The sequence below is a fragment of the Streptomyces sp. NPDC029216 genome (assembly GCF_040648015.1).
GTDB lineage: Bacteria > Actinomycetota > Actinomycetes > Streptomycetales > Streptomycetaceae > Streptomyces.
The window spans coordinates 17,886-31,880 of record NZ_JBEZWL010000053.1 but is presented as its reverse complement, the minus strand read 5'-3'; the positions used below and the strand labels follow the sequence as shown (position 1 = coordinate 31,880).

Below are 13,995 nucleotides of genomic sequence, written 5' to 3'. Positions count from 1 at the left end.
GTATGACCGACACCACCGACACCACCCCGCAGGCGGCCCCGGAGGCCGCCGGGCGGCTGCCCGGACAGGCGGGCCGCAGCGCCCCGCCGACGGCGGCCCCCCAGCCGTACGGGCCGCCCGGACTCCTGGAGCGGCTGGAGTCGGCGGCCTTCGCCCGGATCAACCGGACCCGCGAGTGGTACGAACTGCCGGGCCCGCTGGGCCTGATGAACCTGGCCGTGATCCGCGAGGACCTGCGCCGCCACAACCTGTACGACACCTTCGGCGCGGGCGGCGAGCGCGACCGGCGCCCCACCCCGCGCCTGGCGCCGTACCGCTCGTACGACGGGTCGGGCTACGACCCGTACGACGTGGACATGGGCCGGGCCGGCACCCGCCTGGACCGCAACGCCCCGCTGGACATGGCCCGTCCGGACGAGGACGAGGCCCTGATGACGCCGAGCCCGCGCGAGGTCAGCCGGCAGCTGCTGGCGCGGCGCGGGTTCGTCCCGGCGCCCACCCTCAACCTGCTGGCCGCCGCCTGGATCCAGTTCCAGAACCACGGCTGGGCCAACCACGGGGACAACGAGGAGGCCGAGCCCTTCACCGTCCCGCTCGCCGCCGACGACGACTGGGCCGAGCGGGGCGGCACCTGCCCGATGCGGGTCAACCGCACCCGTCCCGACCCGGTCGCGCACACCACCCCCGACGTCCCGCCGACGTACGAGAACACGGTCACCCACTGGTGGGACGGCTCGCAGATCTACGGGTCGGACGAGGCCCGCTGCCGCTCCCTGCGCACCGGGGAGCACGGGCACCTGATCCTGCGGGACGGCCGGCTGCCCCGGGATCCGCGACCCGGGATGGAGTGCCTCGACGCCACCGGGATGAACAGCGACTACTGGAGCGGCCTGTCGCTGCTGCACACGCTGTTCTCCAAGGAGCACAACGCGATCTGCGACCTGATCCGCTCCCACCACCCCACCTGGGACGACGAGCGGCTCTTCCACACCGCGCGGCTGGTCAACACCGCACTGATGGCGAAGATCCACACGGTGGAGTGGACCCCTGGCATCCTCGACCACCCCGTGCTGCACCACGCGATGCGCGCCAACTGGTACGGGCTGCTGCCCCGTTGGGTCACGAAGACCTTCGGGCGGATCGGCGGCGAGGCCCTCAGCGGGACCCTCGGCTCCGCCACCGACCACCACGCGGCGCCGTTCTCCATGACGGAGGAGTTCGTGTCGGCGTACCGGCTGCACCCGCTGGTCCCCGACGAGATCACGGTCCGCGAGCACCGTGGCGGCGCCGTCCGCAAGGTCATCGGCTTCGACGACATGCAGGGCGCCACCACCCGTACGTCGGTGGACGAGTTCGGGATGAGCGACCTGCTGTACACCTTCGGCGTCTCACATCCCGGGGCCCTGGTCCTGCACAACCACCCGGACGCGCTGCGCAACTTCGCCCGGCTGTCCGGCGAGCACGTCGACCTGGGGACCGTGGACGTCCTGCGCGACCGGGAGCGCGGCATCCCCCGCTACAACGCCTACCGCAGGATGCTCCGCAAGCGCCCGGTCACGTCGTTCGAGGAGCTCACCGGCGGCCACCCGGGCGACACCCCGCTGCTGCGGGAGCTGTACGACGGCCGGCTCGACCGGGTGGACACGCTGGTCGGCAACCTCGCCGAACCGCGCCCGGCGGGCTTCGGGTTCAGCGACACCCTCTTCAGGATCTTCGTGCTGATGGCCACCCGCCGGCTGAAGAGCGACCGCTTCTTCACGACCGACTACCGGCCGGAGGTGTACACGCCCGAAGGGCTGCGCTGGGTGGACGAGAACTCGATGGTGACGGTACTGCTGCGGCACCACCCGGAGCTGGCGCCGCACCTGGCCGGGGTGACCAACGCGTTCGCCCCGTGGAAGGGGCAGGCGTGAGCGGGCAGCCGTACGGGGCGCAGGCCCGGCCGCGCGGTCCCGCCGAGGGGCTGCGCTCCCACGCGGCCGTGCTGCGCGAGCGGGCGGAGCGGCTGCGCGGCGCCTGCGAGGCCCTGGACTGGAAGGGCCCGCAGGCCGACGCCTTCCGCGCCCGGGTCGACGAACTCGCGCTGCGCTGCACCCGGGCGGCCGAGGGCCTGGCCCGCTCGGCCGCGGAGCTCGACGGCCGGGCCGGGTAGGAGGCGGCTCGGGTCTGCGGGGTCAGAGGTCCGAGGGGTCGGTGTTGGCCCCGCAGAGGACGACGGCGACCCGCTTGCCCAGCGGCTCCGGGGCGGTGCGTACGGCCGCCAGGGCGGTCGCGGCCGCGGCCTCGACGACGAGCCGGTGCTCCTCCCAGAGGGCGCGGCGGGCGGCGGTGATGCCCTCGTCCGGGACGAGGACGGACAGGACGTCCTCGTGCCGGGCGGCGTCCAGGGCGTCGGCGGAGACCCGGGTGGCGCCGAGGGAGTCGGCGGCCACGGAGTCCACGGGGACGTCGACGGGGCGGCCCGCCTCCAGGGCGGCGTTCAGGGCCCGGCAGTGCTCCGGTTCGGCCGCGACCACCCGTACGCCGTGCGCCCGCGCGGCGGCGGCGACGCCGGCGAACAGCCCGCCGCCGCCGACCGCGACGACCACGGTGTCCAGGCCGGGCAGCGCGGCCCGGACCTCGTCGAGCAGGGTTCCGGCGCCCGCCGCGATGAGCGGGTGGTCGTAGGCGTGGCTGCCGAGGGCCCCGCTGTCCGCCGCGAACCGGTGGCAGGCTTCGAGGGCGTCGGCGTAGCGGTCACCGACGAGCCGTACGTCGGCGCCGTAGCCGCGCAGCCGGTCCACCTTGACGCGGGGGGCGGTGACGGGGAGGAAGACGGTGGCGGGGACGCCCTGCGCCCGGGCCGCCCAGGCGCAGGCGAGGCCGGCGTTGCCGCCGGAGGCGATGGTGACCCCGGCCTCCGGGAGGGCGCCGGCCTCGCGGTGGGCGGCGAGGAAGTTGTGGGCGCCGCGGGCCTTGAAGGAGCCGGTGTGCTGGAGGTGCTCCAGGGCGAACCACAGGCCCTCGGCGGCGGGCGCGACGGCGACGGGCCGGATCACCCCGGCCGTGCGGGCCGCGGCGGCGCGGACGGCGGCGTAGTCGAGCTGCTGTTCCATGGCGGGCTGCCTCTCTCGTTGGTCTGGTCTGCGGGGTCCCGAGGGCTCAGGAGGCGGGCCGGGCGGCCGCGATGAGCTGGCGCAGGGCGCCGTAGTACACCTCGTGGTCGGTCAGCGGGGGCAGCAGTTCGGCCGGGGCGCCGCCGAGCACCGGGAACTCGGCCGGGTCGAGTGCGGCGAGCGCGGCCCGGGAGGCGGCGGTGGCCGCGGCGGGGTCGCGGTGGTCGACGAAGGCGGCGCTGCCCAGGGTCAGGAGGTACATCCGGCGGTAGGCGGTCATCGCCTCGGCGGGGCTCATTCCGGCGGCGATGCTGTCGGCGAGGGCGGGTTCGGCGAGGCGGGCCAGCAGCTGGCGGCCCAGCCAGGGCCGTCCGCCGCGCAGCAGGAGCAGTCCGGGGTGGGCGGTGAGCAGCCGGTAGAGGGCGCCGAACCGCAGTTCGGTGGCCTCGGCCCAGTCGGTGCCGACGGGGATGACGGGGAGGCGGGCGGCGAGGTGCTCGGTGCACAGGTCCATCAGGCCCGCGATGTCGGTGCAGCGGCGCTGGACGGTGGCGTGGGAGACGTCGAGCCGCTCGGCGAGGGCGCGGAAGCTGAGGGCCCCCGGCCCCTCCTCGTCGAGGATGCGCAGGGCGGCGACGGCGATGGCCTCGGGGGTCGCGCGGTCCAGGGCATCGGATCGTCTGGGCATGAGATACACCGTATCAGCCAGCGTCACATACAGCGTATCCCTACGGCCATATTGCTGGTCGTCGGCCCGGAACCACCGACCCGTGTTGACAGCGGGTAGTCGTACCGCTGCACTGAGGCACGATCACTGTCGGTACGCACCACGCCAAGGAGACCCCGTGCCGCCTCGCCTGCGCGCCTCACTCCCCTGTCTCACCGCGGCCGCCCTGCTCGCCCTCGCGCTCTGTCCCGCCCCCGCGACGGCGGAGCCGACCGCGACCTCGGACACCCCGCTCGCCCTCACCCCGCCCATGGGCTGGAACAACTGGGCGCACTACATGTGCGACGTCGACGAGGCGAAGGTGGTCGCCAACGCCGAGGCGCTCGTCTCCAGCGGCCTGGCCGCCAAGGGGTACGACACCGTCACGGTGGACGACTGCTGGATGCTCAAGGAGCGTGACGCGCGGGGGGACCTGGTCGCCGACCCGGTGAAGTTCCCGCACGGCATGGCCTGGCTCGGCGACCATCTGCACGCCAAGGGGCTGAAGTTCGGGATCTACGAGGACGCCGGCTCCCTCACTTGCGAGCGCTACCCCGGCAGCGGCTCCCCCGAGGGCGGCGGCGCGGACCACTACGCCCGGGACGCCCGGCTGTTCGCGTCGTGGCAGGTGGACTACGTGAAGATGGACGGCTGCAACCTGTGGGTGCCGCCCGGGAAGACGAGGGAGCAGGCCTACCGGGACGCCTACGGCTCCGTGGCCCGGGCGCTGCGCGACAGCGGGCGCGCGATGGTGCTCTCCGCCTCCGCCCCCGCCTACTTCCAGCAGGGCGAGTGGGGCGGCTCCGACTGGCACAAGGTCCTCGACTGGGTCGGTGAGACGGGCCAGTTGTGGCGCGAGGGCAAGGACATCAAGGTGTACAAGCCGTCCGCCCCGCAGACCTCGCGCTGGGGTTCGGTGCTGGGGAACTACGGCTACAACCGCTGGCTCGGCCGGTACGCGGCCCCCGGCAACTGGAACGACCCCGACTTCCTGATCGCGGGGGCGCCCGGGCTGACGGACGCCGAGAGCCGCAGCCAGGTGGGGCTGTGGGCGATGATGGCGGCCCCCTTCATCCTGTCCTCCGATGTATCCGCGCTCAGCCCGGGCGGGCTCGCCGCCCTCGGGAACACCCGGCTGATCGCCCTGGACCAGAACCCGCTGGGCCGTCAGGGCGCGGTCGTCTCCTCCAACGCCACCTTCGAGGTGCTGGTCCGGCCGCTGGCGAACGGGGACCGGGCCGTGGCGGTGCTCAACCGTTCCGGCGCCGACCGCGACGTCTCCGTACCGCTGGCCGACGTCGGGCTGCCCGCGCCCTGCGTGGTGGACGCCGAGGACCTGTGGAGCGGGAAGCGTACGGAGACCGGCGACGCGCTGACGGGCCGGGTCGGCGCGCACGACACGGCGGTGTGGCGGCTCAGCCCCCGTGGCTGCGCCGAGGCCGTGCCCACCGGGCAGGTCAACGGCCTCGGGGCGAAGTGCGCGGACGGGGCCAACACGACCGGCGCCGGAGCGGTCGTCCTGGCCGGCTGCACCGCCGGGGCCGACCAGCGCTGGACCCTGGGCGGCGGCGGCCGGCTGAGGCTGGCCGGCGCGTGCCTCACCGCGGGCCCGGGCGGCCTGGTGGAGCTGGCCGACTGCGCGCCGGGACGCCGGGCCGGGCAGAGCTGGCGCCACCGGCGGGACGGGTCCCTGGTGGAGGAGGCGGGCGGCCTGTGCCTGACGGCCCCGGCGGCCCCCGCGACCGCGGACGCCCCGGCCGAACGGCTGCGACTGGCCGACTGCGGTGACCACCGGGCCGACCAGGCGTGGTCCCTGCCGGTGTGAGGGGGCGCCGGGCCGGGCCTTCCGGGGGATCACTCTTCCGGGGGAATCGTCTCGCGGGCGGCCCCGCCCGGCACGGGCGCTGGGTTCACTGGCCCGGAATGGCCGAGGGGCGGCAGCCGGAACGATCCGGCGGCCGCCCCTTTCCGGCGCCCACGGGCCACGAGAGCCGACAGGAGTGCACCCGCCATGTACGAGAACACCCAGGACCGGAGCCGGACCCCTGCCGCCGGGATCACCGACGGCGTGGTGGAACTCCGCAAGCGGAGACCCTCCGCGGTGGGCTGCCCGGCCGCCGAACGGACCGCCCCGGCGGCGGACGGTGGCGGCCGCGGGCCCGCGCCGGAACCCCCGGGCACGCCGGCCGCCTGACCCGCTGCGCGGGGCTGGGTCCCCCACCCGCCGGGGAGACGGCTCCGCGCAGCGGCGCATACGTAGCCGGGGCTATGTTGGCGGCAGGGACCCGGGCGGTCGCCTGGAGGTGAGGTCGTGGCAGCTGTGCAAGCGGAGCCCGCGCGCCGCCGCGCCGTGGCCGGGGCCGTCGGTGGAGTGGTCGCCGCGTTCGCCGGCCTGGCGGCGGCCGAGCTCGCGGCGGCGTTCGTACGGCCCGAGGCCGCCCCGCTCACCGCGGTCGGCGGGGCCGTGGTGGACCGTACGCCCGCGGCCGTCAAGGAGTGGGCCATCCGCTCCTTCGGCACCTCCGACAAGCTGGTGCTCGCCCTCGGGACCGTCGCCCTCCTGGCCGTGCTCGCCGCCTGCGCCGGGATCCTCGCCGTCCGGCACCTGCGCTCCGGCTGCGCGCTCGCGGCCGCGGTGGGGGTGCTCGGGGCGGCGGCCGCGCTGTCCCGGCCCGGGGCCGGGTGGCGGGACGCCCTGCCCTCCCTGGCCGGCGGGGCGGTGGCCGCCGGGGCGCTGTACCTGCTGGCCACGGCCGTCCGCAGGCCCCGCCCGGCGCCTGGCCGGCCCGGCGGGACCTGGCCGATGGACCGGCGCGGCTTCGGCCGCCTCCTCGCGGCCACCCTCGCCGCCTCGGCGGTCGCCGGATACGCCGGGCGGCGCCTCGGCGCCCACGGCTCGGCCGGGGCCACCGCCTCCCGGGCGGACCTGGTCCTGCCGCCCCCGGCCGCACCCGCGCCGCCGGTGCCCGCGGGGGCGGACCTGCGGGTGCCGGGCGTCGGCCCGTTCCTCACCCCGGCCCCGGACTTCTACCGGGTGGACACCGCCCTCGTCGTACCCCGCGTCGACGCCGGCACCTGGCGGCTGCGCATCCACGGCGAAGGGGTCTCCCGCCCCCTCACCCTGAGCCTGCCGGACCTGCTCGCCCGGCCGCTGGCCGAGCGCGACATCACCCTGTGCTGCGTGTCCAACGAGGTCGGCGGCCCGTACGTGGGCAACGCCCGCTGGCTCGGCGTACGCCTCGCGGACCTGCTGCGCGAGGCCGGGGTGCGGCCGCCCTCCCGGGGCGGCCCGGCCGACCAGCTGGTGGCGCGCTCGGTGGACGGGATGACGATCGGCACGCCCGTCGAAACCGTGATGGACGGCCGGGACGCACTGCTGGCCGTCGGGATGAACGGCGAGCCCCTCCCCTTCGCGCACGGCTTCCCGGTCCGGATGGTCGTACCGGGCCTGTACGGGTACGTGTCCGCCTGCAAGTGGCTGACCGAGCTGCGGCTGACCACCTTCTCCGCGTACGACGCGTACTGGGTGCGCCGCTCCTGGGCGCAGCAGGCCCCCGTCAAGACGCAGTCGCGGATCGACGCCCCGCGCCCCTTCGCGAAGCTCGCCGCGGGACGGGTGGCGGTGGCCGGGGTGGCGTGGGCCCAGCACCGGGGGATCGTGCGGGTGGAGGTGCGGGCGGACGGCGGCCCGTGGCAGGAGGCCCGGCTCGGCGACCCGGACGGCGTCGACACCTGGCGGCAGTGGGTGTGGCCGTGGGAGGCGGCGCCCGGGGAGCACACCCTGGAGGTCCGCGCCACCGACGGGCGCGGGGACGTACAGCCGCAGGAGCGCCGGGGCACCCTGCCCGACGGGGCGACGGGCTGGCACTCCGTCACGGTGAGCGTCCGCGCGTAGCCGTTCCGGGACCGTACATTGTGGGGGGATACCGGGGCATACGTCAGGAGCCGAGGCCGTGGAGCTGACCAGCACGTCGTTCCTCGTCACGCTGGTCGCCGTCACCGCACTGGCCATGCTGCTGGCCCTGCTGCTGTGGAACCGCGTGCCCGGCCCCGGCGTGGTGCGCTGGGCGGCCCGGGTGCTGATGATCGGGCTGTGCCAGCTGACGGCCATCGGGGTGGTGGCCGCCTGGATCAACGACGGGTACGGGCTCTACGCCTCCTGGGACGACCTGCTGGGCCCCGACGCCGGCCAGGACGCCTCCGCGATGACCGGCCCACCGGTGGGCCGCGCCCGCTTCACCCCGGGGGAGAACGGCACGCGCAGCACGTACTTCCGGGGCAGCCATTCGAAGCTCGCCGGCCAGGTGGTCGTGTGGACGCCGCCCGAGTACGACGCCCCGGGCGCGCAGAAGACCCGCTTCCCGGTGCTGACGCTGCTGCACGGGTATCCGGGCACCCCGCGCTCCTGGCTCGACCTGGGGTCGATGCCGGACGCGCTGGAGCAGCTGGTGCGGCTGGGGGCCGCGCACCCCTTCATCCTGGTCATCCCGGAGCTGTACCCCGGAGGGGTGAACACCGACTGCACCGACACCCCTCAGCGCAAGATCGCCACCTGGCTCGCGCGGGACGTCCCCGACCTGGTGCAGAAGAACTTCCGTACCCTGCCCGAGCCGAAGGGGTGGGGGCTGATGGGCGTGTCGACGGGGGCGTTCTGCGCGGTGAAGCTGCCGTTGCAGTACCCGAAGGCGTTCCGCGCGGGCGCGGCCCTGGACCCGGATCCGCTGACCGGGGACCCGGAGGTGCTGCCCGATCCGGTGCTGCGGGAGCACAACAGCCCGATGTGGCTGGTAGGGCAGGCGAAGGGCGAGGACGTCGGGCTGTTCCTGGCCACGTCGGCCCAGGACAAGGACAGCCCGCCCCGGCAGCTGGCGGCGTTCAGCCGGGCGGCGCAGGGCAGCGGGGTCCGGGTGAAGACGCTCGTCCGCCCGGCCGGGGGCCACAACTTCCAGACGTGGACCGGGATGTACCCGGACGCGCTGGGCTGGCTGAGCTCGGAGCTCTCCGCGCCCGTCGCCCCGTCGTAGCCGTCGTGGCCCCCGGTGGGCGGGCCGTCACACCGTGCCGAGCCGGACGGGGAGCGCCTCGACGCTGTTGCCGATGAAGCTGCGCTGGTGCGGGAGTCCGGGCTCGGGCACGGCGAGGTCGAGTCCGGGGAAGCGGGTGAAGAGCCGCTCCAGGGCGATGGTGGCCTCCAGCCGGGCGAGCGGGGCGCCGACGCAGTAGTGCGCTCCGTGCCCGAAGGAGAGGTTGCGGGCGGCGCCGGGGCGGGTGACGTCGAAGCGGTCGGCGTCCGGGCCGTGGACGGCCTGGTCGCGGCCGGCCGCGGTGTAGCCGGCGAGGACGGGGGTGCCCCGGGGGATCAGGGTGCCGTCGAGGGTGAGGTCGCGGGTGGGGTAGCGGAAGGGGAACCAGCTGACCGGCCCGTCCCAGCGCAGGGTCTCGTCCACCACGTCCGACCAGGTCGCCTTGCCCTCCATGACCAGGGCGAGCTGGTCGCGGTGGGTGCACAGGGCGCGGACGGCGTTGCTGATCAGGTTGAGGGTGGTCTCGTGGCCGGCGACGAGCATCAGCCGCATGGTGCCGATGAGTTCGGCCTCGCTGAGCCGGTCGCCGTCGCCGTCGCGGGCGGCGATCAGGGCGCTGGTGAGGTCCTCGCCGGGGGCGGCGCGGCGGGCGGCGGCGATGGTGGCGATCAGCTCGACGAGTTCCCGTACGGCGGCCATCACCTCGGCCGGGGGGATGTCGGTGGAGATGATCACGGTGTGGGAGAGCTGGTGCAGGCGTCCCCGGTGCTCGGGGTCCACGCCGAGCAGTTCGCAGATGACCCCCATCGGGAGCGGCAGCGCGAAGTGGGTGCGCAGGTCGGCGACCCCGTCGGCGGAGCCTTCGGCGGCCCGGGCGAGGTCGTCGAGGAGCTCGTCGGTCAGCTCTTCGACGCGCGGGCGCAGCCGCTCCACCTGGCGGGCGGTGAAGGCGTTGCCGACGAGGGAGCGCAGGCGGCGGTGGTCGGCGCCGTCGGCGGTGTGCATGCCCTGGGCGTTGGCGAAGACCCGCAGCGGCCAGTCGGCGGGGACGGTGCCGTCGTGCAGGCCGGGGAAGTGGCGGGCGTCCTTGGCCACGTCGGGGTGGGCGAGGAACTCCTTCAGCGCCTCGTGCCCGAGGACGACCGCGCCGGGTATCCCGCCGGGGAGGACCACCTCGGCGACGGGTCCCCGGGCGCGCAGCCGGGCGTTGAGGGCGTGCGGGCAGCCGCCGGCGGGGTCGATGACGTGGGCGCGCTCGGGTGCGTTCTCGGGTGACAAGCCGTCTCTCCTGGTCCGTACGGACGATTCCCGGCCAACAGTGCGGCCTGGTGGCCGGGTTGGACAAGTCCGGGGCGGACGCGTGCGGGTGGCCCCGCTGGGCCTCAGGTCCGGCCTTCGGTCTTCGGGCGGGCCAGGTGGAGCCGGGTGTGGAAGTATCCCGCCGTTTCCTTGCCTTCCGGGTCCTCGCCGAGGGCCGTTACGGCGGCGACGGCGGCGGCCTGCTCGCGGGGGTCGGTGAAGCGTCGCTGGGGGTTGGTGTCCGCGGCGGGTTCGACGGTCAGCCCGTACGACTCCAGGCAGGCGGCGATGGCCCGGAAGTCGTGCGTGCGCAGGACGAAGGCGGCCACCGGCACCGGGCGGCCGATGGCGGTGAGGAGCCGGCCGAAGGTGCGTCCGGTGAGGAAGCTGGTCCCGCCGGTGATGGTGATCAGGCCCACGCCGGGGGCGGCGGCGCGCAGCCGGGGGGCCGGCTCGGCCGTTTCCAGGTCCTCGTCGTGCCCCTCGTCGAGCAGTCCGACCGCCACCGCGTACTCCACCGCGGGCCGCGAGACGTCGGTGCCGATCACGCGTACGGCGTCGGGGCGGCGCCGCTTGGCGTAGAACTCGCGGTCGTACCGGATGAGTTCGGCGGTGCTCAGCCGGGCGGCGGGCTCCGAGGTGTAGTGCGCGTACAGCTCGTCGAGGGTCAGGTCGTGGTTGAGGAGGGCCGCGTTGATGCCGTACGAGCAGCACACGTCGAGGACCGTGCGCCGGCCGGGCGCGAGCTCTCCGGCCAGGGCGCGGAAGACCGGCTGGGCGTGTGCCGGGGTCTGGTAGGCGTAGGGCTGGAGGCGGGTGAAGTACCCGCGCGGGTCGGGGAGTCGGTAGACCTCGCCGAAGCTGGTCATGGCGGGTGCGCTCATCGGCCGTGCCTTCCTGGGATCGGGGACCGGGGGGATGCCCGGGGGGAGCAGTGTTCCGGGGCTCCCCCCGCCATCCAGCCGTGCGCCGGCCTCGCCGGAAAGAGCGCCTATCCGGCCAGGGGTGCGCGGCGGAAGAGGGCCGTCCAGAGGAAGGGCTCGCCGAAGTGCGGGGAGCTGTCCGGTTCGTCGTGCATGCGGCGCAGTTCGGTCTCCTCCAGGCCGGAGAAGATCCAGCGCAGCGACTCGGGGGTGTAGGCGAGGCCGCCGCCGAGACTGCCCTGCCGGTAGTGCTCGGCGTCGGGGACCTCGGAGCCCATCGCGCCGGACGCGAAGCAGGTGAGGCCGAGGTGGCCGCCGGGGGCGAGGGCCCGTTCGAGGAGGGCGAGGTAGCTGACGCGGCGGTGGGGCGGCAGGTGGTGGAAGCAGCCGGAGTCGTAGATCAGGTCGTAGGGGCCGTCGAGTTCACCGGCGGCGGCGAGCGCGAAGGCGTCGCCGTGGTGGAAGCGGATGTCGGCGCCCGCGTCCCGGGCGCGGTCCCGGGCCCAGGCGAGGGCCGTCGGGGACAGGTCGACGGCGTCCACCTCGAAGCCCAGGGAGGCGAGGTGGAGGGCGTTGCGGCCCGGGCCGCAGCCCAGGTCGAGGGCGCGGCCGGGGGTGACGAGGCCGCGGTCGAGATAGGAGGCGAGGTTCTCGTCCGGTTTGGCCACGAAGAACGGCACCGGCTTGGAGCGGTCGGCGTAGAAGCCGTCCCACCAGTCCGCGCCGGCGGCCGTCCAGCGGTCCGCGCCCGGCGCGAACAGGCCGTCCAGAAGGCTGAGCACGTCTTCCACCGAGCGAATGTTCCGGTCCATGAACTCCCCTTTCCCGAGGGCTTCCCGAGGGGTTGATCGTATCGAGATTGCACACAAAAGCCCAGGTCAGAGGCCACGCACGGAACCCGCGTACGGTCGCGTGCCGGGCGTTCGGCGGCCCCGGGCGCACCCCCTCCGCCCTCGGGCCGCAGGCCCGCCCACACCCCCGCCCCAGCCCGTCGCGGGCGCGTTCCGGGCACGCCCGGGCCGACTTTCCGACGGATCCGCCATTCAGCTGTACGCAGGATGCGTACAGTGTGCGCAGCGCGGTAGGCTGAGGGCATGTCCTCATCAGAGCAGCAGACTTCCGCGCCCGTCCCCTCCGTCTGGACCCGGCCCCGCCGGCAGAAGGAGCAGCCCGCGCTGAGCCAGGAGCAGATCGTCGCGGCGGCCGTGCGGCTGCTGGACGCCGAAGGCATCGAGGCGCTGAGCATGCGCAAGCTCGGCACCGAGATGGGAACCGCCGCCACGTCGCTCTACCGGCACGTGGCCAACAAGGACGAGCTCATCGAACTCGTGGTGGACGAGGTCTACGGCGAGCTCGAACTGCCCGAGACCACCGGCCCGGACGGATGGCGCGAGGCCCTGTCGCACAGCGGGCACAGCCTGCGCGGCATGGTCCTGCGCCATCCGTGGGTGGCGTCCGTCCTCGGCCAGGTCGGGCTGGCGTACCTGGGCCCGAACCTGATGCGCATGTCGGAGCGCATGCTGGCGATGGCCCTGGCGGCCGGGTTCCCGAAGGCCGAGGCGGACCTGGCGATGAAGGCCGTCATCTCCTACGTCATCGGCGCGACGACCAGCGAGGCCTCCTACCTCTCCCTCCTCGCCCGCAGCGGCCGCAGCGAGACGGAGTGGCTGGAGTCCCTGGTCCCGGCCTCGCAGCAGGCCCTGGAGGACCACCCGCTGACGAAGGACCACGCCTCCGCCTGGCAGGGCCGGGACCCGGCGCGCATGCGCGAGGAGAACTTCGACTACGGACTCCAGCGGGTCCTCGACGGCCTGGCGACCCGGCTCGGCCGGGACTGAACCGTCCCTACGGGAAGGTCAGTTCGGCGCCGTCGCCGAGCGGGGCGAAGAAGCGTTCCACGGTCGCCGCACGGACCTGGACGAGGGCGGCGGGCGACCAGCGCGGACGGCGGTCCTTGTCGATCACCTGGGCGCGGATCCCCTCGACGAGGTCGGGGGCCGACAGGGCGGCGCTGGACACCCGGTACTCCTGCTCCAGCACCCGTTCCAGCGAGTCCAGTCCGCGGGCCCGGCGCAGGGCGGCGAGGGTGACCTTCAGCGAGGTCGGGGACTTGGCGTGCAGGGTCTGCGAGGCCTCGCGCGCCGCCGGCAGGCCCGAGGCCAGCAGCCGCCGGTGGATCTCCTCGACGGTGTCGGCGGCGTAGCAGTGGTCGATCCACTCCCGCTCGGCGGCGAGCGGGGCCGCGGGAGGGGTGGCGCCGTGGAACTTCTCCAGCACCTCGGCCACGGGGCCGCCGGCGAGCTCCCGGGTGAACTCGTCCAGCCAGTCCGACGGGAGGTAGCGGTCGGCGAGCCCGCACAGGATCGCGTCGCCCGCGCCGACCGCCGTACCGGTCAGGGCCAGGTGGGTACCGAGTTCGCCGGGGGCGCGCGAGAGCAGGTAGGTGCCGCCGACGTCGGGGACGAAGCCGATGCCGGTCTCGGGCATGGCGACCCGGGAGCGTTCGGTGACGATCCGCACGCCGCCGTGGGCCGACAGCCCGACCCCGCCGCCCATGACGATCCCGTCCATGAGGGCCACGTACGGCTTGGGGTAGCGGGCGATGCGCGCGTTCAGCCGGTACTCGTCCCGCCAGAAGGCGAGGGACGCGGTGGTGCCGGCCTTGGCGTCGGCGTGGATGGCCCGGATGTCACCGCCCGCACACAGGCCCCGCTCGCCGGCCCCGCGGATCAGGACCTGCCGGACGGCGGGGTCGTACTCCCAGGCCGTGAGCGCCTCTCCGATCCTCAGCACCATGGGACGGGTGAGGGCGTTGAGGGCCTCGGGACGATTGAGGGTGATCAGGCCCGTACAGCCTTCGGTGCCGATCTGAACGGTTTCGTCTTCGGTCTTCACAGGCGTCAGTATGTCGCGTCCGTCGCCATATGAAGATCGTTTCTGACGATCTC

Annotated in this window: 13 protein-coding genes; 7 read left to right on the top strand and 6 right to left on the bottom strand. The window is 74.7% G+C overall.

All coding sequences use genetic code 11. The features are described 5' to 3' along the window. Window positions 1-2 precede the first annotated feature (2 nt). Together AB0F18_RS20150 and AB0F18_RS20145 are read left to right on the top strand one after the other, a co-directional pair. Complete coding sequence (locus AB0F18_RS20150; RefSeq protein WP_362062490.1) at window positions 3-1,913, top strand: peroxidase family protein; 1,911 nt, start codon at window positions 3-5, stop codon at window positions 1,911-1,913. After that, window positions 1,910-2,152: a hypothetical protein gene (locus AB0F18_RS20145; protein WP_362062487.1), complete on the top strand. Its 243-nt coding sequence runs from the start codon at window positions 1,910-1,912 to the stop codon at window positions 2,150-2,152. The genes AB0F18_RS20150 and AB0F18_RS20145 overlap by 4 nt, the downstream gene beginning before the upstream one ends. 22 nt (window positions 2,153-2,174) lie before the next feature. Here the strand turns inward: AB0F18_RS20145 and AB0F18_RS20140 are convergent, their stop codons facing one another. Further along, window positions 2,175-3,095 (bottom strand): serine/threonine dehydratase, encoded by a 921-nt coding sequence (locus AB0F18_RS20140; protein WP_362062484.1) that lies wholly within the window; start codon window positions 3,093-3,095, stop codon window positions 2,175-2,177. Window positions 3,096-3,141: 46 nt separating this feature from the next. Further along, the gene (locus tag AB0F18_RS20135) at window positions 3,142-3,783 is read right to left on the bottom strand and encodes a TetR/AcrR family transcriptional regulator (RefSeq protein ID WP_362062482.1); all 642 of its coding nucleotides are present in this window, start codon (window positions 3,781-3,783) and stop codon (window positions 3,142-3,144) included. A gap of 157 nt (window positions 3,784-3,940) precedes the next feature. On the opposite strand from AB0F18_RS20135, the gene AB0F18_RS20130 reads away from it, so the two are divergent. The 4 genes from AB0F18_RS20130 to AB0F18_RS20115 all read left to right on the top strand — a co-directional run bounded on the left by AB0F18_RS20130 (window position 3,941) and on the right by AB0F18_RS20115 (window position 8,825). Further along, entirely contained in the window at window positions 3,941-5,626 is a 1,686-nt protein-coding gene (locus AB0F18_RS20130) for a ricin-type beta-trefoil lectin domain protein (RefSeq protein ID WP_362062479.1), read from the top strand. Between the two features lie 186 nt (window positions 5,627-5,812). Continuing rightward, window positions 5,813-5,995 carry a hypothetical protein gene (locus AB0F18_RS20125; protein WP_362062476.1) on the top strand — a complete coding sequence of 61 codons (183 nt, stop codon included), beginning with the start codon at window positions 5,813-5,815 and terminating at the stop codon, window positions 5,993-5,995. Window positions 5,996-6,112: 117 nt separating this feature from the next. Next, entirely contained in the window at window positions 6,113-7,696 is a 1,584-nt protein-coding gene (locus AB0F18_RS20120; RefSeq protein WP_362062474.1) for a molybdopterin-dependent oxidoreductase, read from the top strand. Window positions 7,697-7,754: 58 nt separating this feature from the next. Then, the gene (locus tag AB0F18_RS20115) at window positions 7,755-8,825 is read left to right on the top strand and encodes an alpha/beta hydrolase-fold protein (RefSeq protein WP_362062471.1); all 1,071 of its coding nucleotides are present in this window, start codon (window positions 7,755-7,757) and stop codon (window positions 8,823-8,825) included. Window positions 8,826-8,852: 27 nt separating this feature from the next. Here AB0F18_RS20115 and AB0F18_RS20110 read toward each other — a convergent pair whose 3' ends face one another. From AB0F18_RS20110 to AB0F18_RS20100, 3 genes are all read right to left on the bottom strand, one after another. Beyond that, entirely contained in the window at window positions 8,853-10,103 is a 1,251-nt protein-coding gene (locus tag AB0F18_RS20110) for a cytochrome P450 (RefSeq protein WP_362062469.1), read from the bottom strand. A gap of 104 nt (window positions 10,104-10,207) precedes the next feature. Then, complete coding sequence (locus tag AB0F18_RS20105; protein WP_362062466.1) at window positions 10,208-11,008, bottom strand: hypothetical protein; 801 nt, start codon at window positions 11,006-11,008, stop codon at window positions 10,208-10,210. A gap of 107 nt (window positions 11,009-11,115) precedes the next feature. After that, window positions 11,116-11,859 carry a class I SAM-dependent methyltransferase gene (locus tag AB0F18_RS20100; protein WP_362062463.1) on the bottom strand — a complete coding sequence of 248 codons (744 nt, stop codon included), beginning with the start codon at window positions 11,857-11,859 and terminating at the stop codon, window positions 11,116-11,118. Between the two features lie 282 nt (window positions 11,860-12,141). On the opposite strand from AB0F18_RS20100, the gene AB0F18_RS20095 reads away from it, so the two are divergent. Continuing rightward, window positions 12,142-12,885 (top strand): TetR/AcrR family transcriptional regulator, encoded by a 744-nt coding sequence (locus tag AB0F18_RS20095; RefSeq protein WP_362062460.1) that lies wholly within the window; start codon window positions 12,142-12,144, stop codon window positions 12,883-12,885. 7 nt (window positions 12,886-12,892) lie between these two features. Here AB0F18_RS20095 and AB0F18_RS20090 read toward each other — a convergent pair whose 3' ends face one another. Next, complete coding sequence (locus AB0F18_RS20090) at window positions 12,893-13,942, bottom strand: enoyl-CoA hydratase/isomerase family protein (protein ID WP_362062458.1); 1,050 nt, start codon at window positions 13,940-13,942, stop codon at window positions 12,893-12,895. Between the last annotated feature and the right edge of the window lie 53 nt (window positions 13,943-13,995).

Coding starts and splice junctions, on each gene's coding strand:
- AB0F18_RS20150 (WP_362062490.1), top strand. CDS start 3: ATGACCGACACCACCGACACCACCCCGCAGGCGGCCCCGGAGGCCGCC.
- AB0F18_RS20140 (WP_362062484.1), bottom strand. CDS start 3,095: ATGGAACAGCAGCTCGACTACGCCGCCGTCCGCGCCGCCGCGGCCCGC.
- AB0F18_RS20135 (WP_362062482.1), bottom strand. CDS start 3,783: ATGCCCAGACGATCCGATGCCCTGGACCGCGCGACCCCCGAGGCCATC.
- AB0F18_RS20125 (WP_362062476.1), top strand. CDS start 5,813: ATGTACGAGAACACCCAGGACCGGAGCCGGACCCCTGCCGCCGGGATC.
- AB0F18_RS20105 (WP_362062466.1), bottom strand. CDS start 11,008: ATGAGCGCACCCGCCATGACCAGCTTCGGCGAGGTCTACCGACTCCCC.
- AB0F18_RS20100 (WP_362062463.1), bottom strand. CDS start 11,859: ATGGACCGGAACATTCGCTCGGTGGAAGACGTGCTCAGCCTTCTGGAC.
- AB0F18_RS20095 (WP_362062460.1), top strand. CDS start 12,142: ATGTCCTCATCAGAGCAGCAGACTTCCGCGCCCGTCCCCTCCGTCTGG.